Source organism: Streptomyces sp. TBY4, from assembly GCF_024213195.1.
GTDB lineage: Bacteria > Actinomycetota > Actinomycetes > Streptomycetales > Streptomycetaceae > Streptomyces.
This window is the reverse complement of the sequence record NZ_JANAVF010000004.1, coordinates 78,478-100,644: the sequence shown is the minus strand read 5'-3', so window position 1 is coordinate 100,644 and position 22,167 is coordinate 78,478. Positions and strand designations below refer to the sequence as shown.

Below are 22,167 nucleotides of genomic sequence, written 5' to 3'. Positions count from 1 at the left end.
CTGATCAGCCGCCCGAGGAACTGCTGTGGCTGCCGCCGATGCCGCCGCGGGTGACGGCCGACTTGTCGAAGCTGCCGCCGCTGACCTTGTTCTTCGTGACGGTGCCGCCGTAGTAGTACGAGCCGCGGCCGCCGCTCTTGCACTCCTTGGTGTTCAGCTTCTCCAGGGTGGCGCGGTCCGCGCAGCGCTTGTCGGGCTCGTTGCTGCTTCCGCAGGCGACCAGGGCCGCGGCGAGCAGGCCCATGCCGCCGAGTGCGACGGTGCCGGAGCGCATGCGGCGCTTGGTGCGCGCGCTGTCGGTGCTACTGCTGGTGCTGCTGCTGGTGCTGCTGTCCATGGACTGTTCGCTCCCCCTGGGTGGCCGGCTGCGCACAGACTAGAACGGCCGCCCCGGCCGACGGAATCCGGCCGACGTGGGATCGGTGACCTAGAGTCGGTTCGTGCTGATTGGGATGGTTTGCGCGCTCGGTGCGGCGGTGTGCTTCGGCACGGCGTCGGTCCTGCAGGCGGTGGCCGCGCGGGCGGCGGAGCCGGGGACGGGCTCCGGGGTCGACGCCGCGCTCTTCCTGCGGGCGCTGCGCCAGTGGCGCTATCTCGCCGGGCTCGGGCTCGACGGGGTCGGCTTCGTCCTCCAGATCATCGCCCTGCGGCACATCCCGATCTACGCGGTGGGCGCGGCCCTCGCGGCCAGCCTCGCGGTGACCGCGGTGGTCGCGGCGCGGCTGCTGCGGGTGCGGCTGAGCCGGACGGAGTGGGGCGCGGTCGCGGTGGTCTGCGCGGGGCTGCTGATGCTCGGGCTCGCCTCCGGGGAGGAGGGCTCGGGCCGGGGCACGCTCGCACTGAAACTGGGGCTGCTGGCGGTGGCGGGGCTGATCCTCGTGGTCGGGGCCGTGGCGGGCCGGCTCCCGGACCGCAGCCGGGCCCTGACGCTGGGTCTGGCCGCCGGCACGGGCTTCGGAGTCGTGGAGGTGGCGGTCCGCCTCATCGACGACATCTCGCTCTCCGCCCTCTCCAACCCGGCGTTCTACGCCCTCCTCCTCGGCGGCGGCGCGGCGTTCCTCCTCCTCACCTCGGCGCTGGCGCGGGGCTCGGTGACGGTGGCGACGGCCGGGATGGTGCTGGGCGAAACGATCGGCCCGGCGGTGGTGGGCGTGGCCTGGCTCGGCGATCGCACCCGCGAGGGCCTGACCTGGCTGGCGATCACGGGCTTCGCGGTAGCCGTAGCCGGCTCCCTGGCCCTGGCCCGCTTCGGCGAACCCCCGGCGCAGCAACGGAGCCCCTGACCACGTGCGGGCCGACGCGGCCACATCCAGCCCGTCCGGCGCTTGAGGACCGGGGTCCGGGCAGCGCCCGGGGAACGGGGGAAGGGCGGGTAGGGGACGGCCCCGCAGGGTGCCTTCACGGGAGCGCAGCGATCAGGGCTGCCAGGGTCGGGGCCCAGGCGCTCTGGGTCGGGGTCCCGAAGCCCACGACCAGGGCCTCCCGCGAGGGCATCACCGCATCCGGATGCCGGAAGAACGACAGCGGCAGCAGCCCCAGATCCTGCCAGGCGGCCGCCCGCAGGGCCGCCCGCTCCCCGCCCGCCGGAAGGTCCAGCACCGCGTGCAGCCCGGCAGCGATGCCGGAGACCACCGCCCGCTCCCCCACGGCCGCCACCAGCTCGTCGCGCCGCCGCCGGTACCGCAGCCGCATCTCCCGCACGTGCCGGTCGTACGCCCCCGCCCGGATGAACTCGGCGAGCGTCAGCTGGTCCAGCGCGCCGGAGTTCCAGTCGGCCGGCCCCTTCACCGCGAGCACCTCGTCCATCAGCGGCCCCGGCACCACCATCCAGCCCATGCGCAGCCCCGGCGCCAGGGATTTCGACGCCGTGCCCAGGTAGACCACCCGGTCCGGGTCCAGACCCTGGAGCGCGCCCACCGGCTGGCGGTCGTAGCGGAACTCCCCGTCGTAGTCGTCCTCCAGGATCAGCCCGCCCGTGGACCGCGCCCAGTCCACCGCCGCCGCCCGCCGCCCGGGCGTCAGCGCGGCGCCCGTCGGGAACTGGTGCGCCGGCGTCAGCAGGACCGCCCCGACGCCCGGACCGGCGCCGGCCAGCCCGGTGGTGCGGGCCCCCTCCCCGTCCACCACCAGCGGCCGCGTCCGCAGCCCGGCGCCGGCCAGCAGGTCCCGGTGCACGTCCAGCCCGTACCCCTCCACCGCGATCTCCCGGATCCGGCGCGCCCGCAGCGTCCTCGCGAGCAGCAGCAGGCCCTGGCCGAAGCCCGCGCACAGCACGATGTGCTCCGGGTCCGCGTACACCCCGCGGGCCCGCGCCAGGTACCCGGCGAGCGCCTCGCGCAGCTCGACACGGCCGCGCGGGTCGGCGTACCCGAAGGCCTCGTTCGGGGCCCGGGTCAGCGCCCGCCGGGCCGCCGTCAGCCAGGCGGCGCGCGGGAAGCCGCCCAGGTCCGGGGAACCGGGCTTCAGGCTGTACGAGGTCTGCGCGCGCACGGGGCGCCGTACGGGTACGGCCGCCGCGGGCCGCCGCACCCCGGCCCCGGTCCCGGCCCCGGCCCCGATGCGGGCCCGCTCCGCGACCCGGGTCCCGGAGCCCCGGCGCGCGGTCAGCCAGCCTTCGGCGACGAGTTCGGCGTAGGCCTCGGCGACGGTGTTGCGGGCGATCCCGAGGTCCACCGCGAGCGACCGCGAGGACGGCAGCCGGGTCCCCGGGGCCAGCCGCCCGCTGCGCGCGGCCTCGCGCAGCGCTTCGGCCAGCCCGGCCCGGACACCGCGCCCCGGGACCGGTTCCAGATGCAGGTCGGCGCCGAAAGTGGCCCACGATTCCGTCATGGAGATGGACCATATCCGCGGGCCGCCCGGCTCCTAGGCTGGCTTCCATGAACCACACCGAGAAGGCACCCGAGCACACCCCCCGCATGCAGCTGGCGAAGCTCGCACCGGAGTTCTACCGGGCCGCGGTGGCCCTGGACGCGGCCGCCGCCAAGGGACTGGACCCGGCCCTGGTCGAGCTGGTCAAGCTGCGCGCCTCGCAGATCAACCACTGCGCCTTCTGCATCGACATGCACTCCAAGGACGCCCTCGCGGCGGGCGAGGACGTGGAGCGGCTGCTGCTGCTCGGCGCCTGGGAGGAGTCGCGGCACTTCTACACGGAGAAGGAGCTCGCCGCGATCGAACTGACGGAGGCGGTGACCGTCCTGACGGACGGTTTCGTGCCCGACGAGGTCTACGAGCGGGCCGCGCGGCACTTCGAGGAGAAGGAACTGGCCCAGGTGATCGCCCTGATCGCCGCGATCAACGTCTGGAACCGCATCGGCGTCACCACGCGCCTGACCCCGGGGCACTACACCCCGGGGATGTACAACAAGTAGGCGACCGGCCGCCCGCCCGTCAGCCGCCCGCGGGGCGGAAGGCGGCCAGGGCGGCCTTGTGGTGGGCCTGGGTGAGGGTCCACTCGCCCGCCGGGCCGGCCGTCAGGACGGCCCACTTCTTGCCGTCCTGCGCGACGAAGACCCGTTCCACGCCACGGCGCCGGCCGTGCGATTCCGCGCTGTCGTACTCGTAGACCAGCTCGCCGCCCTCGGGGGCGCCCTGGGCCGCGCCCACGCGGATCTCCTGGTAGCCGGTGGTCTGGGCGCGCAAGTAGGTGGAAGCCCCCTGGACCGCGGCGAGCGGGGTCAGTCCGGGCTCGCTCACCTGGAAGATCTGGACCAGGGCGGCGCGGTCGGGAGAGCGGTAGAAGACTCCCGTCGTGCCGTCCTCCCGGAGCCATCCGGAGGGCACGGCGATGGTGAAGCCCTTCGGGTCGCTCACCGTCTCGTGGGCGGTGTCGCTACCGCTCGGGCTGGGTGTGGCGGTGGGGCTGCCGGTGCCCGTCGGCGATGGGGAGCGGGTGGGCTCCTCCGTGGACTCGGGCGTGCCCACGGCGTCCCCGCCGGCTGGGGCGCTGGACGCGGGCGGCCCCGCCTGTGCCGGCGGCTGCTCGCCGGAATCCCGCGCCACGAACCACACCGTGGCCGCGCCGATCGCGAGCGCCGCCACGGCGACGGCCGCCGTGGTCGGCGTCAGCCACCGCCCGCCGGCCCGCGCGGGCCGGGGCGGGTCGGTGTGCACCGGCTGCGCGTGCGGATACGCGGGGTACGGGTAGGTGTACGTATCCTGCGCCCCCGCCGCCCCCGGCCCGTACCCGGGCACCGGACCCGCGGCCGGGGGGTACCCCGGCGCCGGAGCCGGGCCGGGGCCCGGGCCCGGACCCGCGGCCGGGGGGTACCCCGGCGCCGGAGCCGGGCCGGGGCCCGGGCCGTAGACCGGGGCAGCCGCAGGCGCCGCCCCGGAAAGCGGGTCGTAACCCGGAGCCGGAGCCGGGATCGGGGTCGCCTGCGGCGCCCCGGGAGCCGGGTAGTAACCCTGCGCGGACGCAGCCCCCGGCCCGGAAGCAGGCGCCGGCGGCGACCCGACGACCGGGCCGGAGCCCGGGGCCGGGGCCGGGGCTGCACCCGAGGCCGAGCCCTGTCCCGAGGTCGAACCCTGGCCCTGGCCCGAGGCCGGCGGCTGCGGCTCAGGGGCCGGATCGGAGCTGGGAGCCGGAGTCGCCGGTGGCGGCGCGAAGGCCGGGTCATAGCCCGGAGCCGGGGCTGAGCCCGCGGGCGAGCCCTGGCCTGGCCGCTGCTGCGGCTCAGGGGCCCCATCTGAGCTGGGAGCCGGAGTCGCCGGTGGTGGCCCGGAGGCCGGGTCGTAGCCCGGAGCCGGGACCGGAGCTGGAGCCGGGCCCTGACCCGGAGCCGGGTCCTGACCCTGAGCCGGGCCCTGACCCTGAGCCGGGCCCGGAGCCTGAGCCGGAGACGGGGTCGGGGGTGGTGTCTGGGGCCTGGGTGGGGTCGGGTTCGGGGTGGTGATCCAGCGTTGGGTTGTGGGGTCCCAGTGGGGGGTGTTCTGCGGGGGCACGGGTCAGGCTCCCAGGGTGGTCAGGAGGCCGGCCAGGGCGGTGGCGGCGCTGACCGACTCCACCAGCGGGGCCCAGCGTTCCAGGGCCCCACGGAGCCGGGGGGCCAGGCCGGGGCGGATGTCCGCGGCGCCCTCCAGGCCCTCCGCGACCCCGTCCAGTTCGGCGTCGAGCGCCGTCCTGTCCGCGCCGCGCGGCAGGCGTACGAGGGCCGCGCGGAGCTCCAGTACGGCGTCGAGGAGTTCCTGCGGACCGACGGTGTCCGCGGCCGCTCCCCCGTGGTGCACGGTGTTGGTGTGGTTGCTGCCGCCGATGCTGAACGCGCTGCCCGTGACCTCGCCGATGCGGACCGCGGGCTCCTGCCCGGCCGCGCCCGTACCCGTACCCGTACCGCCGTTTTCAGTTGCCACCGGTGCTCCCCTTGCCCTTGGTGCTGTTGGTGTTGTTGCTGCCGCCGATGCTGAACGCGCTGTGGTTCACCGACTGGATGAACACCCCGCCCTCGGCGACGTTGACCGCGCGCTGCGCGAACTCCTCGGTGTGCCAGCCCGCTTCGTGGAGCGCGAGGACGATGCCCCCGACGACTCGGTCCTGGATCGTCTTCAGGAAGCGGTCGAGGTCCATCAGGTGGAACAGCGAGCCGTTGTCCTCGGAGGCCAGCTCGCGCACCGAGACCCGCGGCCCCTCGGGCCGGGCCCCGCCGTGGCCGCCGGTGACGATCCGCCACCAGCTCGCCAGCCCGCGCCCCAGCGTGGTCGCGGAGGCCGCGAGGGAGCCGGGGGTGTTGCGCAGGGCCCAGACGGCCTTGCCCAGGGCGCTGTTGTTGCGGTAGCGCTGGGCGTCCGCGTCGGCGTTGTGGAAGTCGGTCCGGACGGGCAGCAGCACGTGCGGGGCGACCTCCAGCATCATCATCCCGCCCTGCGTGTGGACCCGTACGAAGACGGTGACGACGAGGTTCTCGTCCCAGCCGCCCACCCGCACGCGCAGGAAGTGCCGGCGGCGCTCGCCGCCCTCCTCGATGGCGGCGGCCCGCTGCTCGCCGAACTGCCCGTGCACGACCTGCGCGGTGTCCCGGTGCGGGAGCCCGCCCGCGGGCAGGAACACGCACTCGTCAAGGACCAGTTCGCGCAGCCGGTCGCCCACGGCGGCGGCCTGCTCCGGGGAACCGTGCGGGGAGGGCACCCGCAGGCGTTCCAGCAGCGGCACGATCCGCGCCAGGATGTGGGCGTTGGTGACCGGTACGGGCTTGCGGTCCGGGCCGAGGTCCTCGCGCGGGCGCAGTTCCACGGACAGCTGCCAGGGCCGGAAGGGATCACCCGCCCCGCAGAACGGGTCGTTGACGTCGTACATGATCATCGGCGCGTGCTGCTCGGCCCTGATGCGCTGGCGGACCCGCTGGAAGCGGGCCCCCTCGGTGGCCTCGGCTTGGTCGTTCGCGTGGTCGGCGTAGCGGCGCTCGGCGAGGTCGGTGGCGATGGTCCGGAAGACGTGGCCGCGCTGGAGGCCCACGACGGTGACCACTCCGGCGAAGACCACCGGAAGCCACCAGACGGCGCCGCCGGCGAGGCCCGCCTCCTCAGGGGCGAAGGGCATGAAGCCGCTGCCGTCCAGGAGGCTGAGCAGCGCGAACCCGCCGAATCCGAAGGCCAGCAGGACGAGGGCCAGCGCCCACCAGACGTAGATCCGCAGGATCACCGACAGCACGCGGAGCGCCGGGACGTTCCGGGCGCGCAGCCAGTCGGCGAGGCTCAGCAGCAGGAAGGGCAGGACGAATACGGCGAGGGCCCCGCCCGTGAGGAGGGAGCCGACGAACCAGGCCCCGAGGACCCCGGCGGCCCAGCCGAGCTCGGCGCGGCGGGCGCGCAGCGCGTGGGCGAGGACCCGGGAGGCGTCGTAGCCGTAGGAGGGGGCGACGATCCGTTCCTCGTGGACGTACAGCTCGTCGATGACCCGGTCGCGGTACCCGGCGTCGAGGTACGTGCCCGCACACAGGAAGCGGCCGGCCTCGCTGAGGGAGGGGTGCACCGGGGGGCGGCCCGCGGGGGGACCGGCCCAACTGCCGCCCGGCTGCTGGGGAATCGCATTCTCGGTCACCGACCGACCCTAGGGTTCCCCTCCATGCGGCGACAGAACGATTCACGCCAAACGCCCCGGCCAGGTTTGGCCGGGGCGTTGTGGTGTTCGTACCGCTCGTACGGGGGCCTGCGCGGCCCGGCCGTACGAAACCGATCAGATCAGGCCGAGCTCGCGCACCGCGTCGCGCTCCTCGACGAGCTCCGCCACGGACGCGTCGATGCGCGCACGGGAGAACTCGTTGATGTCCAGGCCCTGGACGATCTCGTAGCGGCCGTCCTTGGTGGTGACCGGGAAGGAGGAGATGATGCCCTCCGGGACGCCGTAGGAGCCGTCCGACGGGATGCCCATGGAGGTCCAGTCGCCCGCGGCCGTGCCGTTGACCCACGTGTGCACGTGGTCGATGGCAGCGTTGGCGGCCGAGGCGGCCGAGGACGCGCCACGGGCCTCGATGATCGCCGCGCCGCGCTTGGCGACGGTCGGGATGAACTCGTCCGACAGCCAGGTCTGGTCGTTGACCAGCTCGGCGGCGTTCTTGCCGGCGATCTCCGCGTGGAAGATGTCCGGGTACTGGGTCGCCGAGTGGTTGCCCCAGATGGTCAGGCGCTTGATGTCGGAGACGGCGGAGCCGGTCTTGGCGGCCAGCTGCGAGATCGCGCGGTTGTGGTCCAGGCGGGTCATCGCGGTGAAGCGCTCGGCCGGTACGTCCGGAGCGGCGGCCTGCGCGATGAGCGCGTTGGTGTTGGCCGGGTTGCCCACGACCAGGACCTTGATGTCGTCCGCGGCGTGCGCGTTGATCGCGGCGCCCTGCGGCTTGAAGATGCCGCCGTTGGCGGAGAGCAGGTCACCGCGCTCCATGCCCGCGGTGCGCGGACGGGCGCCGACCAGCAGCGCGACGTTGGCACCCTCGAAGCCCTTGTTCGGGTCGTCGAAGATGTCGATGCCGGCGAGCAGCGGGAAGGCGCAGTCGTCCAGCTCCATGGCGGTGCCCTGGGCGGCCTTCATGCCCTGGGGGATCTCCAGAAGACGGAGCTTGACCGGCACGTCCGCGCCGAGCAGGTGGCCGGAGGCGATGCGGAAGAGCAGCGCGTAGCCGATCTGGCCGGCGGCGCCGGTGACGGTGACATTCACGGGAGTGCGGGTCATGGCCTTCTCCGTTGGGCAGCTGGGGGTGGGGCGTCCTTGCCCCATGTGCTGGGAGGACGCCGCTCCGTGGCCCGGTAAATCTTGACGTGAAGAGACATCCGCGGTCAGGCTATCCGACCCTGGAACACCCCAATCCCCCGCCCCGTGTGGCGCGGGGCACACGGGGCGTCCCCGGGAGGTGGCCCGGGGCCCTGGAGGCTCAGCGGACCGTGAAGCGGACCGCGGTTTCCAGGAAGGGGATGTCGACCCAGGGCTTGGGCTCCATCACCAGCGCGAGCAGCGTGATCGCCACGCCCAGCAGGCCGTACGTGACCATGTCCGTGAAGCGGGAGCGCACCGCGAGCATGCCCACGGAGGGCAGCAGCCGGCGCATCACCGAGCCCGCGATCAGCGCGATGCCGATCAGCAGGCAGCCGCCGCGCGGATGGCCCATCGCGGTGAACAGCAGCCCGGCCGCCGTCGCGGCGAGGACGGCCAGCATCGGCCACTGCCGGGCCGGCGCCGGGGCGTCCCCGGGCGCGGCCCGGCCGCCGCCCTCGGGACGCGCGGTGTCACGGGTGACGGAGGGGAACCGGCGGGACCTTGCCCCTTCCGGCTCTGCGGCGTCCACGGGCGCCGGGGACCGCCCGCCGGCGTCGCCCTTCCCGGCCCAGCTCGGAACGGGGCGCGAGGCGGCGGAGGCCCCGGCCTCGGCAGGAGCGGGCCCGGGTCCGGGAGCGGCGCCGGGCTGCGGCTCCCGCTCAGCCGGCACGGGGAACCGCCCGCTCGGCGGCCTCGACCACGTTGACGAGCAGCTGCGCGCGCGTCATCGGGCCGACTCCGCCCGGGTTCGGGGAGATCCAGCCGGCCACGTCGGCGACCCCGGGGTGCACGTCCCCGACGATCTTGCCGTTCTCGTCGCGGCTGACGCCGACGTCGAGGACGGCCGCGCCGGGCTTCACGTCCTCCGGCTTCACCAGGTGCGGCACGCCGGCCGCCGCGACGACGATGTCCGCCTGGCGCAGCAGTCCGGAGAGGTCGCGGGTACCGGTGTGGCACAGGGTCACGGTGGCGTTCTCGGACTTGCGGGTGAGCAGCAGGCCGATGGACCGGCCGACGGTGATCCCGCGGCCGAGGACGACCACGTGCGCGCCGTTGATCTCGACGCCGTGGTGGCGCAGCAGCTGGACGATCCCGTACGGGGTGCACGGCAGCGGGCCCGGCTCGTTCAGGACCAGCCTGCCGAGCGACATCGGGTGCAGGCCGTCGGCGTCCTTCGCCGGGTCCATCAGCTCCAGGACGCGGTTGGTGTCGATGCCCTTGGGAAGCGGGAGTTGCACGATGTAGCCGGTGCACTCCGGGTTGGCGTTCAGCTCCCGCACGACCTCCTCGATGTCCTCCTGGGAGGCCGTCGCGGGCAGTTCGCGCTGGAGGGAGGCGATGCCGACCTCGGCGCAGTCCTTGTGCTTGCCGTTGACGTACCAGCGGCTGCCCGGGTCGTCGCCGACCAGCAGGGTGCCGAGGCCCGGGGTGATGCCCCGGGCCTTGAGCGCCGCCACGCGGGCGGTCAGTTCGGACTTGATCGCGGCTGCGGTGGCCTTGCCGTCGAGAATCTGGGCAGTCATGGACCCATCCTCCCGGATGGAGCGGCCGCGGATCCAGTCGCGGCCCCCCGCACGGCCCGACCGGCGCCGTTTCCGGCGACGCTGCCGCCGCGCTGCCGCCGCGCTGCCGCTTCGTCCCCGCCCCGTTCCGGGTTCGTTGCACTTGCACAACAAGTGCCCGGCCCGCGGCGTCCCGGCTGGACAAGCCCGGTCCGGCCCGACGACGATGCGGGGAAAGAGTGCCGCGGGCAGTGCCGGGGGGCGGGCCGCACGATTTGCAGTGACTCCTCCGCGCGTGCCGTGCGTCCCCGCACTTCCACGGAGGAACACCCCAGATGAGCTACGGCGACCCGAACAACCCCTACGCGCAGCAGCCGCAGGGCGGCCAGCCCGCCTACGGATACCCCCAGCAGGCCCCCCAGGGCATCCCGGCCCAGGGCGGCTACGCCTACCCGCAGCAGGCCTACCCGGGCGGCCCCGGCTACCCGGGCGCGCAGGTGCCGATGCCGGGCGGGGTCAAGGGGGCCCGGGTCATCCTCTGGATCCTCGGAATCCTCTCGGCCCTCGGCGGCGTGGCCGTCGCCCTCATCGGCGCCCTGTTCGCCTCCGAGTTCGACTCGGGCAGCTCCTCGTCGAGCGACGCGGCCACCGCCCTGAGCGTCTTCTTCGTCATCCTCGGCATCGGCCTGGTCGCCCTCTCCCTGTGGCCGATCCTGACCGCCGCCAAGCTGGGCAAGGGCCGCGGCGGCGTGCGGGTCTCCGGGATCATCTACGGCTCGATCCAGACCCTCTTCGCCGTCATCGGCCTGATCGGCAACATCATCACGCTCAGCAGCGCGCACGGTGCCGCGGCAGGTGCCACCGCGTTCTCGATGGTGCTCTCGCTGATCTCGCTCGGCCTCGGCCTGTGGATCGTCATCGGCCTGGCCAACTCCGCCGCGGGCGCGTACTTCGGCCGCCCCCGGTACTGACGCTCCGGCGCACCGCCCGCCCCCGGTCACGGCGAAGGCCGCCCCCCGCACTGCTGCGGTGGGCGGCCTTCGCCGTACACATGGCCCGGTCGGCTCAGAGGCCCGGTGGCTCAGTGGAAGAAGTGACGGGTCCCGGTGAGGTACATCGTCACGCCCGCCGCCTTCGCGGCCTCGATCACCAGCTCGTCGCGCATCGAACCGCCCGGCTGGACCACGGCCTTGATGCCGGCGGCCGTCAGGATCTCCAGCCCGTCCGGGAAGGGGAAGAAGGCGTCGGAGGCGGCGTACGAGCCCTGCGCGCGCTCGGCGCCCGCCCGCTCGACGGCCAGCTTCGCGGAGTCCACGCGGTTGACCTGGCCCATGCCGACGCCGACCGAGGCACCGTCCTTGGCGAGCAGGATCGCGTTGGACTTGACGGCCCGGCAGGCCTTCCAGGCGAAGGCGAGGTCGGCGAGCTCGTCGGCGGAGAGGGCATCGCCGGTGGCGAGGGTCCAGGTGGCCGGGTCGTCGCCCTCGGCCTGGACGAGGTCGCTCTGCTGGAGCAGCACGCCGCCCGAGACGGGCTTCAGCTCGGCCGCCTGCTGCGGGGCGTCCTCGACCTTCAGGACGCGGATGTTCTTCTTCTTCGCCAGGACCTCGACGGCGCCCGGCTCGAAGTCGGGGGCCACGATGACCTCGGTGAAGATCTCCGCGACCTGCTCGGCGAGCTCGACGCTCACCGGGCGGTTGACGGCGATGACCCCGCCGAAGGCGGAGGCCGTGTCGCAGGCGTGCGCCTTGCGGTGGGCCTCGGCGACGTCCTTGCCCACGGCGATGCCGCACGGGTTGGCGTGCTTGATGATCGCGACGCAGGGCTCTTCGTGGTCGTAGGCGGCGCGGCGGGCCGCGTCGGTGTCCACGTAGTTGTTGTAGGACATCTCCTTGCCGTGCAGCTGCTCGGCGTTGGCGAGCCCGCCCGGCTGCCCGTCCGTGTACAGCGCGGCCGCCTGGTGCGGGTTCTCGCCGTAGCGGAGGGTGGACTTGCGCTCCCAGGCGCCGGCCAGGAACTCGGGGAGCACGGCCTCCGGCTCGGGGGCGTAGGTGTTCGTGAACCAGGAGGCCACGGCCACGTCGTACGCGGCGGTGTGCTGGAAGGCCTCGGCCGCGAGCCGCTTGCGGGCGGTGAGGTCGAAGCCGCCGCCCTGGGCCGCGGCGATCACGGCGTCGTAGCGCGCCGGGCTGGTGACCACGGCCACCGAGGGGTGGTTCTTGGCGGCGGCGCGGACCATCGAGGGGCCGCCGATGTCGATCTGCTCCACGCACTCGTCCTCGGTGGCGCCCGACTGCACGGTCGCGAGGAAGGGGTAGAGGTTGACGATCACCAGGTCGAAGGGCTCGACGCCCAGCTCGGCGAGCTGGTTGCGGTGGTCCTCCAGGCGCAGGTCCGCCAGGATGCCGGCGTGCACGCGCGGGTGCAGGGTCTTGACCCGGCCGTCCAGGCACTCGGGGAAGCCGGTCAGCTCCTCGACCTTGGTGACGGGCACCCCGGCGGCGGCGATCTTCGAAGCGGTGGAGCCGGTCGAGACGAGCGCGACACCCGCCTCGTGCAGACCGCGGGCCAGCTCTTCCAGTCCCGTCTTGTCGTAGACGCTGATGAGCGCGCGCCGGATCGGGCGCTTCGACGCGGCGAGGTCCTCGCCCTCTGCGGTCACGGTCTCTACGGTCCCTGCGGCCTCTGCGGCGGTCACTGGATTGTTACCTTTCGTCCCTCGATGCGGTAGCCGTGCCGGGCCAGGCGCCCCACGACGTCGACGAGCAGCTCGCGCTCGACTTCCTTGATCCGCTCATGGAGAGCGGCTTCGTCCTCTTCGTCCCGGACCTCGACCACACCCTGGGCGATGATCGGACCGGTGTCCACGCCGGCGTCCACGAAGTGGACGGTGCAGCCGGTGACCTTCGCGCCGTAGGCGAGGGCGTCCCGTACGCCGTGGGCGCCGGGGAAGGCCGGGAGGAGGGCGGGGTGCGTGTTGACGAACCGGCCGCCGAAGCGGCCGATGAACTCCGGCCCGACGATCTTCATGAACCCCGCCGAGACCACGAGGTCCGGCGCGTGCGCGTCCGTGGCCTCCGTCAGGGCGGCGTCCCACTCCGCACGGCTCGCGTAGGCCTTGACCGGGCACACGAAGGTGGGGATCCCGGCCTTCTCGGCGCGCTCCAGGCCGGCGATGTTCTCGCGGTCGGCCCCCACGGCGACGACTTCGGCGCCGAAGCCCTCGGGTCCGCCGGGGTGGGCGTCGATGGCGTCGAGCAGGGCCTGGAGGTTGGTGCCGGATCCGGAGACCAGCACGACCAGGCGGGAGGCGGCCATGGGAGGCCCTTTCTCGTCGAGCGGGGGCGCCTCCCGGCGTGAACCGGGGGCGCGTCGTTCGTCTTGTGCGATCGCATGAAACTTCGGGCACCCGAGATACGGGGGACCCTACGAAGCCTCCGACCGCCTGCAACGATACCGGCACACCGGACGGCCCCCGAGGGACGGGGGGACGGGCGGGCGGTAGCGTCTGGCGTACACGCCGTAAACAGGCCTCGGACGTCCCAGCGGCGTCCACGACACAGGGGATGAAACACACCCGATGCCGGACCGCCCCCAGCCCGACCGCCCCACCGACGACAACCCCTTCGCGGCGCCCCCGGAAGGCCGGCCCGACCAGCTCTGGGAGCCGCGCGCCGGCAGTGACGGCCGCGACCAGCAGAACCCCGGGTCGGGGCCGGGCACGGGGCCCGGCACCCCCGGGACGGGACCGGCGCGCTGGGACCCGACGGACCCGATCCAGCGGCGGGCGCGGTACGCGCTGCTGGCCGGCATGTGGGGCTTCTTCTTCGGGGTCTTCGGCATCCCGTCGATGGGGCTGCTGCTGGGCGCGCTCGCCCTGTACTGGGGGATCAGCGCGCTGCGCGGGACCCCGGCGAAGCCTTCGGGCGACGGGGCGCAGGAAGCCTCGGGCGCCTCTGGTGCCTCGGGTTCCGCCGGCGCCACGGCTGCGGACGTGGGGACGGGAACGGGCCGGGGCGCCGGTACGGACACGGCTGCCGGAGCCGGCTCCGCGGCGGCCCAGGGCGGACTGTCGGCGCTGGGCGCAGCCGCCCGGCCCCAGCGGACGGCGGCGACGAGCGGCCTGGTGACCGCTTCGCTGGCGATCCTGCTGGCGCTGTCCTCGTACGCGGTGCAGCTCGCGTACAAGGACTTCTACGTCTGCAAGCAGGACGCCCTCACCAAGCCGGCCGAGCTGCAGTGCAACGACCTGTTGCCGGACAACTTCATCGGCAAGATGCTCGAAGTCCAGCGCTAGTCAGTCGATCCGGGCGGCCTCCGGCTCGGCGGGCTGCGCGGAGTCCACTTCCGCTTGCGTTGCCGCTTCCGTACTCGGCGGCGCCGGCGGCTTCCGGCGCGCCAGTACGCGGGCTCCGCTCACCGGCGGGACGAGCGGGGCCGCGGCCGGGGCCGGTGGTGTGCCGGTCGTCGCCGGCGGCGGCTGCGCGGGCAGCGCGGTGAGCGGGATCGGGGTCAGGTCCAGCTTGAGGCCGGGCATGACCAGCACGGGACGCTTCGGCGGTGTGGACACCGGCCGGGGGCCTTCCTCCGGAACCCGGGCCGGGGGCGGCCCGGCGCCCTCCGCCGGCGTGCCGGAGAAGTCCGGGATCAGCGTGCCCGCCGCACGGCGCAGGGCCGCCCAGCGCACCTCCCGTACGCCGCTGTCGTGCCAGCGGTCCCCGGAGTCCGCCCCGGCCGGGCCCTGCGCGGGCCGGTTCCGCCAGGCGTGCACGGCGACGGCCAGCGGGACCGCGAGCACCAGGGTCCAGCCCAGGGCCGCTCCGCCCGCCTGCCACCACACGGGGCCGAAGGCGGCCAGCTCCCGGGATCCGAGCGGCCCCGCCGAAGCCGCGGCGAGCGCCGCCGTCGCCAGGGCGCATACCAGGGAGCCCAGGGCCGCCGTGAGCGCGGTCTCCCCGTACGAGACCTCGCGCGCCCGGCGTACCGCGAACCAGCCCACCGCCAGCCCGGCCACCACCGGTACCGCGCCGACGGCCCAGGTCAGCGGCGTGCCGGGGCCCTGCACGGGGAGCCCCGCGAGGAGCGGGAAGCCCGGCAGCGCCGGCGAGCCGTCGAAGCCGAGCGGGGTCGCGGCGGCGCCGGTGCCCAGCGCGAAGCCGGGGCCGAGGGCGTAGCAGGCGCCCCACACGACGGCGTTCGGGATCAGCGCGAGGGCCAGCAGCAGCACCGCGAAGCGGCCCGACCAGTCCCCGGTCAGCGCCCCGAAGGAGCCCCGCACCTCCGCCCCGTGCCAGGCCAGCGAGGCCCCGGCCAGCAGGGCTCCGCCCGCGAGGAGCACCAGCACCCCGCCGGCGCCGGCCCGCAGCGCGAGGGCGTAGCGGGGCCGGGTGAGCCGGCCGGGCAGCTGTCCGAGCGGCCTCCCCCGGGACTCCCAGACCCCGCCCGCGGCGGCGAGGGCGGCGAAGACCGGAAGGTGCCGGGCCGCGCTGAGCGGGTCGGCGGGCATCGGCCCGGCCGCGGCGTACACGACGGCCAGGGCGCCGACCCCGAGGTAGCCGCAGAGCACGGCGCAGAACACCACGCCCGCGGGCAGCGGCTCCGCGCCCCGGTCCTCCTGCGCGGCGCTGCCCAGCCGGGCGGCGCGCCGGATGAGCAGCGCGGGCAGGGCCACCAGCAGCAGCGGGGTCAGGCCGACGGGGGCGGGCACCCCGGAGAGGGTTTCGTAGCGGACGAGGTCGGTGCCGTGGGCGAGCAGCCAGAGGCCCGCGGCGAGGTGCAGGGCGCCGCCGGGGCCGCTGTCGGGGTAGGGGGAGCTGATCCACAGCACGATGACGAGCACGGCGAGGAAGCCGAGCCCCAGCACCGCGGCGACGGCCCCGCCCACGACGCACGCGGCGGCCGCCGGCGACCGGCGGCGCCCTATGGCCGCTCTGGGGGGAAGGGGCGACGAGGGTCCGCGTTCGGTCACCGGTTGCCTCCCCGGATGCCCCGGGCTCCGGCCCGGAACGCAATGGGTCCCGCCATCGTCGGCGTGCGGCGCGGGAGTTCTCTTCGCATCTGTCGTGACCTGCGATTCCTGGCGTTGCCCGTGGGCGGGTCCGGGTCCGGCGCGTGACGGCGCCTCAGGAGGGCGGACCTCCATCGGGTCACCCGCCATGTCCATGGTGCCAACGACACGCGCTATGGGCGGGTAACAGGCGAATGCCCGTGGTGTCGCTCAATATACGTTTATGTACTTTTTCGCTCAGGGCGTCCGGGTCGCGGGGAGTGTGGCATGACACAAAGCGTCACGGAGCTGGGCCTCCCCACCCCGAAGGAACGCCGACGCCTGCGCGAAGCAGCCGATCTGACGCACGAAGAGGTCGCGGCGGCGGTGGGCGTCACCTCCAACACGGTCCGCTCCTGGGAGACCGGCCGCACCCACCCCCGGGGCCGCAAGCTGGAGGCCTACTCCAAGCTCCTGAACCGCCTGTCCGCGGACGCCCCCTCGGGGCCCACGTCCCGGACCGAGGGCTCGGGTTCCCAGACCGGCCCCGACCGGAACCCCTCGGCCACGGCGCACCCGGACCGGGCGGCCGGCAGCCCTGCGGCGGGTGCCGGGGGCGCGGGGGCGGGGGCCGGTACGGGTACGCCCGCGCGTGACGGCGCCGGGGGCGCGGGGGCGGGGGCAAGATCCGGCACGGGCACGCCCGCGCGCGACCGCACCGAGAGCGCCGGGGCCGGCTCCGCCACCGGCACGTTCGTGCGCGACCACGGTGAAGGCACGGGGTCCCGCTCCACCACCGGTACGCCGGCACACGATCGCGCCGACAACGCCGGGGCGGCGGCCGCCGGGACCGGTACGCCCGCACGGCAGACCCGGCCCGCCTGGGCCAACGGCACCGCGGTGACGCAGTCCGGCGCCTCCGCCGTCGGGACGTCCGGCGCCGGGGCGTCCGGCGCCGGGGCGTCCGCCGCCGGGGCGTCCGCCGCAACCGGCCCCGCCGGGGCCGACGCGGACGGGGCATCAGCTCCGGGCGGCGCGCCCGGCAGCCGACTCGGCAGCGCCGCAGAAGGCGCGGCGAACGACCCCGGGGCGGCAACCGACACCGCCCCCGCGGATGCGGACGCGGCGTCAGCCGCGGAGACCCCTGAGGGCCGGTTCGGGCTGCGCATGATGCGCGGACTCACCCGGCCCGTCGGCGCGCAGACCCGGCCCAAGGCCGCCGTCAAGCGCGCCTCGAAGCCCCCGGTCGGGATGCCCCGGCACGAGGCCAAGTCCCCGGTCAAGGCCGGAGCCGCCGCGGGCGGCGGGGGCGGCGGCCGCGCGGCCCTCCGCCCGAGCGGCCCCCTCCCGTCGGGCACGGGCACGGGTACGGGCGCTGGCGCTGGCAGCGGCACGGGTACGGGTACGGGCAGCGGCGCCGGCGCGGGCAAGGGCCCTGACACCGCCTCAGGCACCCGTCCCGACTCCGAGCCCCGCTCCAACAAGACCACCGCACCGAGCACCACCCCCGGCACCGGCAAGGGCGCCGGCAAGGGCCCTGACACCGGCACAGCCACCGGACCCGACTCCGGGCCCCGCTCCGGCAAGGCCGCCGCACCTGGAACCGCCCCCGGCACGGGCACGGGCACGGACAAGGGCCCTGGCACCGCCTCAGGCACCGACCCCGACTCCGAGCCCCGCTCCGGCAAGGCCACCGCACCGAGCACCACCCCCGGCACCGGCACCGGCACCGGCACGGACAAGCGTCCTGACATCGGCTCAGGAGCCGGACCCGACTCCGGGCCCCGCTCTGGCCAGGCCGCCGGGCCGGGCACCGCCCCGAGCACGGAAAGCCCCGCCGGGGCGGGCTCCGAAGCCGCCGCGCGGACCGGCACCGCGAAAGCCGGCCGGAAGGCTGCCCGGAAGGCCGCCGGGGACACGCCCGGGTCCGGCTCCCCGGGGGCCGGCGAGGACGCCCGCGCGGGGGCCCGTACCGCCCCCGCCGGGGACGATGCCCCGGCGGCCACGCCGGTGTCCGCCTTCGACGCCCTCTACGACCGCACCGCCCCGGCCCTGGCCCGCCAGGCCTACCTCCTCACCGGCCGCCGCGCCCTCGCCTGCGAGGCCGTGGAGCGCGCCTTCCAGCAGGCGTGGGAGCGCTGGCCCGAGGTCGCCACCGATCCCGATCCGGTCGGGTGGGTGCGCGCGGCCACGTACGAGTACGCGCTCTCCCCGTGGCACCGGTTCCGGCGCTCCCACCGGCACCCCGACAAGCCCCCGGCCGACCCCGCGGACCGCATCCTCCTGGACGCGATGCTCGATCTGCCCCCGGCCCACCGCCGCACCGTGCTGCTCTACGACGGCGTCGGGCTGGACCTCCCCGACACCGCCGCCGAGACCGAGGCGTCCACGCCGACCGCCGGCAGCCGCCTCCTGAACGCGCACGACGACCTCACCGACCGGCTCCCCGAACTGGACGGCGTAGCCCCCGCGAAGCAGTCCGCCGTGCTGCGCGAGCGGCTCGGCTCGCTGCGGCCGCCCGGCCGGCTGGAGCCGCGCGCGGCAGCCGCCGTACGGGTCGCCGGAGAGCACCGCACCCGGCTGTGGACGCGTGCGGTGGTCGGGGTGACGGCGGTCATCACCGCGGCGACGGCCTACACCTGGGTGACCGCTCCGACCGAGTACGAGCCTCCGCGCGCGCCCGGCACGAGCGTGTCGGGCGTCCCCCCGCACAGCGGTCCGCAGCAGCTCACAGACGAGGGCCGGCAGCTCCACGACAAGCTGCTGTCCGATCCCTCGGCCGGTCCCTCCCGGATCGCGCCGAGCCTCGAATAGCGGCCCGCCGGGCATCCCCCGCGTACGGAAACGGGCGTGGCCCGCACCCCTCACAGGGTGCGGGCCACGCCCGTTTGCCGAGCGCTGTCTACTGCGCGGCGTTCAGGATCTCGCGCGCCAGCTTCGCGGTCTCGGTCGGCGTCTTGCCGACCTTCACGCCCGCGGCCTCGAGGGCCTCCTTCTTGGCCTGTGCGGTGCCAGAAGAACCGGAGACGATGGCTCCGGCGTGACCCATGGTCTTGCCCTCGGGGGCGGTGAAGCCCGCGACGTAGCCGACGACCGGCTTGGTGACGTTCTTCGCGATGAAGTCCGCCGCACGCTCCTCGGCGTCGCCGCCGATCTCGCCGATCATGACGATCAGGTCGGTGTCGGGGTCCGCCTCGAACGCCTCGAGGGCGTCGATGTGCGTGGTGCCGATGACCGGGTCGCCACCGATGCCGACGGCGGAGGAGAAGCCGATGTCACGGAGCTCGTACATCATCTGGTAGGTCAGCGTGCCCGACTTGGACACGAGACCGATGCGGCCGGGCTTGGTGATGTCGCCCGGGATGATGCCGGCGTTGGACTGGCCGGGGGTGATCAGACCCGGGCAGTTCGGGCCGATGATGCGGGTCTTGTTGCCCTTGGCGGTCGCGTACGCCCAGAAGGCGGCGGAGTCGTGCACCGCGATGCCCTCGGTGATGACCACGGCGAGGGGGATCTCGGCGTCGATCGCCTCGACCACGGCGGCCTTGGCGAAGGCCGGCGGGACGAAGAGCACGGACACGTTGGCGCCCGTCGCCTTCATCGCCTCTTCGACGGTCCCGAAGACCGGGACCTCGGTGCCGTCGAAGTCGACGGTGGTGCCGGCCTTGCGCGGGTTCACGCCGCCGACGATGTTGGTGCCGTCAGCCAGCATCAGCTTGGTGTGCTTCATGCCCGTGGCACCGGTCATGCCCTGGACGATGACCTTGCTGTCCTTGTTGAGGAAGATAGCCATGTGAGTCTGTGACCTCTGCCCTTACTTCGCAGCCGCGAGCTCGGCGGCCTTGTCGGCCGCGCCGTCCATGGTGTCCACGCGCTGCACCAGCGGGTGGTTGGCGTCCGAGAGGATCTTGCGACCCAGCTCGGCGTTGTTGCCGTCGAGGCGGACGACGAGGGGCTTCTTGACCTCTTCGCCCTTGTCCGCGAGCAGCTGCAGCGCCTGGACGATGCCGTTGGCTACCTCGTCGCACGCGGTGATGCCACCGAAGACGTTGACGAAGACGGACTTGACGTCCGGGTCGCCGAGGATGATCTCGAGACCGTTGGCCATGACGGCGGCGGAGGCGCCACCGCCGATGTCCAGGAAGTTGGCCGGCTTCACGCCGCCGTGGTTCTCGCCGGCGTACGCGACGACGTCGAGGGTGCTCATGACGAGACCCGCGCCGTTGCCGATGATGCCGACCTCACCGTCGAGCTTGACGTAGTTGAGGTTCTTCGCCTTCGCAGCGGCCTCGAGCGGGTTCGCGGCAGCGTGGTCCACGAACTCCTCGTGGCCCGGCTGACGGAACTCGGCGTTCTCGTCGAGCGAGACCTTGCCGTCGAGGGCCAGGATGCGGCCGTCCTTGGTCTTGACCAGCGGGTTGACCTCGACGAGGAGCGCATCCTCGGCGACGAAGGTCTTCCACAGGGTCACCATCGCCTCGGCGACGCCCTCGGCCACGTCGGCCGGGAACTTCGCCAGGGCCACGATCTCGCGGGCCTTGGCGATGTCGACACCGTCGACCGCGTTGACCGGAACCTTCGCGAGGGCCTCGGGGGTCTTCTCCGCGACTTCCTCGATGTCCATGCCGCCCTGCACCGAGGCCATGGCCAGGAAGGTGCGGTTGGTGCGGTCGAGGAGGTACGAGACGTAGTACTCGGCCTCGATCTCCGGGGACAGCTCGGCGATCATCACCTTGTGGACCGTGTGGCCCTTGATGTCCATGCCGAGGATGTCCGTCGCACGGGCGACGGCCTCGTCCGCGTTGGCGGCCAGCTTGACGCCACCGGCCTTGCCGCGGCCTCCGACCTTCACCTGCGCCTTGACGACCGACTTGCCGCCCAGCCGCTCGGTGGCCTCGCGAGCCGCCTCAGGCGTGTCGATCACTTCACCGGCCAGCACCGGTACACCGTGCTTGGCGAAGAGGTCCCTCGCCTGGTACTCGAACAGGTCCACGCGCGTCCGTCCCTTGTCTTCAAAGATTCGCAGTGATTCGCGGTTGTCTGCTATCTGCGTGGGCGTGCCGCGGAGGGCAACGTGACGGCGCTGTCACAAGGAAGGCGCACACGGTGACCGTGGACGCGGCATGTCCGTCCCGCAGGTTATCCCCGTGGGACGTAGGTCCCTAAATCGCAGATCACACCTGAGCGGTGATACCTGTCACAGATCGCCTCACGGTTGAACTGCATCTTCGTGCGATCCACCGAGGACCGGACGTCACGGGACGGGCAGGGGACGCTTCTCCAGCGCCGCGGCCATCACCTCCGGAAACAGGTCGGGAGTGCAGGCGAACGCCGGGGCGCCCAGCGCTGCGAGGGCGGCCGCATGGTCCCGGTCGTAGGCGGGCGCGCCCTCGTCGGACAGCGCGAGCAGGGTTACGAACTCCACCCCCGCGGCCTTCATCGCCGCGACCCGCTTCAGCATCTCGTCGCGTATCCCGCCCTCATAGAGATCACTGATGAGGACGACGACGGTGTCGGCGGGCCGGGTGATCTTCGACTGGCAGTAGGCCAGCGCGCGGTTGATGTCCGTACCGCCACCGAGCTGGGTCCCGAAGAGCACGTCGACGGGATCGTCGAGCTGGTCGGTCAAATCCACCACGGCGGTGTCGAAGACCACCAGCCGGGTCGCGATCGAACGCATCGAGGCCAGCACCGCCCCGAAGACGGAGGCGTAGACGACGGAGGCCGCCATGGACCCCGACTGGTCGATGCACAGCACCACCTCCTTCTTCACCGCCCGACCGGCGCGGCCGTAGCCGACCAGCCGCTCGGGAACGACGGTCCGGTACTCCGGGAGGTAGTTCTTCAGGTTCGCCCGGATGGTCCGGTCCCAGTCGATGTCCGCGTGCCGCGGCCGGCTGATCCTGGCGGACCGGTCGAGCGCGCCGTTCAGCGTGGCCCGCGTCCGGCTGCCGAGCCGCTTCTCCAGTTCCTCCACCACCTTCCTGACGACGGCGCGGGCGGTCTCCCGGGTGGTCTCGGGCATGGCCTTGTTGAGGGAGAGCAGCGTGCCGACCAGGTGCACGTCCGGCTCCACCGCCTCCAGCATCTCGGGCTCCAGGAGCAGCGCGGCCAGCCCGAGCCGCTGGATCGCGTCCCGCTGCATGACCTGCACGACGGAGGCGGGAAAGTACGTCCGCACATCCCCGAGCCACCGCGCCACGTTGGGCGCGGACCCCCCGAGCCCGGCCGACCTCTCCCCCGCCCGCTTGCTGCCGCCGTCGGCCCCGTAGAGCGCCCCGAGCGCGGCATCCATCCCCGCATCGGCCCCGCTCAACGCCACCCCGGTCCCCTCCCCCTCTCCCCCGCCCAACACCATCCGCCACCGCCGCAACCGCTCTGCGCCGTCCGCTCCCGCACCAGCCATCTGCTTGCCTCCCGCTCTCGAAGCCATACCGACC

At 74.1% G+C, this 22,167-nt stretch carries 19 protein-coding genes; 5 read left to right on the top strand and 14 right to left on the bottom strand.

Going from position 1 to position 22,167, the window contains the following annotated elements; genetic code table 11:
• Positions 1–4 precede the first annotated feature (4 nt).
• A complete protein-coding gene (locus tag NLX94_RS11145; RefSeq protein ID WP_254382500.1) occupies positions 5–337 on the bottom strand; it encodes a hypothetical protein in 333 nt (110 codons plus the stop codon).
• A 115-nt stretch (positions 338–452) separates the two neighbouring features.
• Between NLX94_RS11145 and NLX94_RS11140 the strand changes: the two genes are divergently transcribed.
• Entirely contained in the window at positions 453–1,283 is an 831-nt protein-coding gene (locus NLX94_RS11140) for a hypothetical protein (protein ID WP_254382893.1), read from the top strand.
• 115 nt (positions 1,284–1,398) lie between these two features.
• Here NLX94_RS11140 and NLX94_RS11135 read toward each other — a convergent pair whose 3' ends face one another.
• The gene (locus NLX94_RS11135; protein WP_254382499.1) at positions 1,399–2,829 is read right to left on the bottom strand and encodes a PLP-dependent aminotransferase family protein; all 1,431 of its coding nucleotides are present in this window, start codon (positions 2,827–2,829) and stop codon (positions 1,399–1,401) included.
• 47 nt (positions 2,830–2,876) lie between these two features.
• On the opposite strand from NLX94_RS11135, the gene NLX94_RS11130 reads away from it, so the two are divergent.
• Positions 2,877–3,368, top strand: a complete 492-nt coding sequence (locus tag NLX94_RS11130; protein WP_254382498.1) for a carboxymuconolactone decarboxylase family protein — start codon at positions 2,877–2,879, stop codon at positions 3,366–3,368.
• A 19-nt stretch (positions 3,369–3,387) separates the two neighbouring features.
• Here the strand turns inward: NLX94_RS11130 and NLX94_RS11125 are convergent, their stop codons facing one another.
• The 6 genes from NLX94_RS11125 to NLX94_RS11100 form a co-directional block, all read right to left on the bottom strand.
• Positions 3,388–4,110 carry a hypothetical protein gene (locus NLX94_RS11125; protein ID WP_254382497.1) on the bottom strand — a complete coding sequence of 241 codons (723 nt, stop codon included), beginning with the start codon at positions 4,108–4,110 and terminating at the stop codon, positions 3,388–3,390.
• An 834-nt stretch (positions 4,111–4,944) separates the two neighbouring features.
• Positions 4,945–5,349: a hypothetical protein gene (locus tag NLX94_RS11120; protein ID WP_254382496.1), complete on the bottom strand. Its 405-nt coding sequence runs from the start codon at positions 5,347–5,349 to the stop codon at positions 4,945–4,947.
• Entirely contained in the window at positions 5,339–7,033 is a 1,695-nt protein-coding gene (locus NLX94_RS11115; RefSeq protein ID WP_254382495.1) for a hypothetical protein, read from the bottom strand. Before NLX94_RS11115 ends, NLX94_RS11120 begins: the two co-directional genes overlap by 11 nt.
• 135 nt (positions 7,034–7,168) lie before the next feature.
• Positions 7,169–8,158: a malate dehydrogenase gene (locus tag NLX94_RS11110; RefSeq protein WP_254382494.1), complete on the bottom strand. Its 990-nt coding sequence runs from the start codon at positions 8,156–8,158 to the stop codon at positions 7,169–7,171.
• A 199-nt stretch (positions 8,159–8,357) separates the two neighbouring features.
• A complete protein-coding gene (locus tag NLX94_RS39320; RefSeq protein ID WP_254382493.1) occupies positions 8,358–8,909 on the bottom strand; it encodes a DUF3017 domain-containing protein in 552 nt (183 codons plus the stop codon).
• Entirely contained in the window at positions 8,899–9,762 is an 864-nt protein-coding gene (locus NLX94_RS11100; RefSeq protein WP_254382492.1) for a bifunctional methylenetetrahydrofolate dehydrogenase/methenyltetrahydrofolate cyclohydrolase, read from the bottom strand. Before NLX94_RS11100 ends, NLX94_RS39320 begins: the two co-directional genes overlap by 11 nt.
• 314 nt (positions 9,763–10,076) lie before the next feature.
• Between NLX94_RS11100 and NLX94_RS11095 the strand changes: the two genes are divergently transcribed.
• A complete protein-coding gene (locus NLX94_RS11095) occupies positions 10,077–10,712 on the top strand; it encodes a hypothetical protein (protein WP_254382491.1) in 636 nt (211 codons plus the stop codon).
• A 110-nt stretch (positions 10,713–10,822) separates the two neighbouring features.
• On the opposite strand, the gene purH is transcribed toward NLX94_RS11095, so the two are convergent.
• Entirely contained in the window at positions 10,823–12,403 is a 1,581-nt protein-coding gene (purH, locus tag NLX94_RS11090; RefSeq protein WP_254382490.1) for a bifunctional phosphoribosylaminoimidazolecarboxamide formyltransferase/IMP cyclohydrolase, read from the bottom strand.
• A gap of 32 nt (positions 12,404–12,435) precedes the next feature.
• Entirely contained in the window at positions 12,436–13,059 is a 624-nt protein-coding gene (gene purN, locus NLX94_RS11085; protein WP_243333506.1) for a phosphoribosylglycinamide formyltransferase, read from the bottom strand.
• A gap of 262 nt (positions 13,060–13,321) precedes the next feature.
• On the opposite strand from purN, the gene NLX94_RS11080 reads away from it, so the two are divergent.
• Positions 13,322–14,038: a hypothetical protein gene (locus tag NLX94_RS11080; RefSeq protein WP_254382489.1), complete on the top strand. Its 717-nt coding sequence runs from the start codon at positions 13,322–13,324 to the stop codon at positions 14,036–14,038.
• On the opposite strand, the gene NLX94_RS11075 is transcribed toward NLX94_RS11080, so the two are convergent.
• A complete protein-coding gene (locus NLX94_RS11075) occupies positions 14,039–15,709 on the bottom strand; it encodes a DUF6350 family protein (RefSeq protein ID WP_254382488.1) in 1,671 nt (556 codons plus the stop codon). It lies immediately after the preceding gene.
• 306 nt (positions 15,710–16,015) lie between these two features.
• On the opposite strand from NLX94_RS11075, the gene NLX94_RS39595 reads away from it, so the two are divergent.
• The gene (locus NLX94_RS39595) at positions 16,016–18,541 is read left to right on the top strand and encodes a helix-turn-helix domain-containing protein (RefSeq protein WP_374683934.1); all 2,526 of its coding nucleotides are present in this window, start codon (positions 16,016–16,018) and stop codon (positions 18,539–18,541) included.
• An 88-nt stretch (positions 18,542–18,629) separates the two neighbouring features.
• Here NLX94_RS39595 and sucD read toward each other — a convergent pair whose 3' ends face one another.
• The 3 genes from sucD to NLX94_RS11055 all read right to left on the bottom strand — a co-directional run bounded on the left by sucD (position 18,630) and on the right by NLX94_RS11055 (position 22,160).
• Positions 18,630–19,520 carry a succinate--CoA ligase subunit alpha gene (gene sucD / locus NLX94_RS11065; RefSeq protein WP_254382487.1) on the bottom strand — a complete coding sequence of 297 codons (891 nt, stop codon included), beginning with the start codon at positions 19,518–19,520 and terminating at the stop codon, positions 18,630–18,632.
• Positions 19,521–19,541: 21 nt separating this feature from the next.
• Positions 19,542–20,720, bottom strand: a complete 1,179-nt coding sequence (sucC, locus tag NLX94_RS11060; protein WP_254382486.1) for an ADP-forming succinate--CoA ligase subunit beta — start codon at positions 20,718–20,720, stop codon at positions 19,542–19,544.
• 261 nt (positions 20,721–20,981) lie between these two features.
• Positions 20,982–22,160, bottom strand: coding sequence for a VWA domain-containing protein (locus NLX94_RS11055; protein ID WP_254382485.1), 1,179 nt, complete (start codon positions 22,158–22,160; stop codon positions 20,982–20,984).
• Positions 22,161–22,167: the final 7 nt, after the last annotated feature.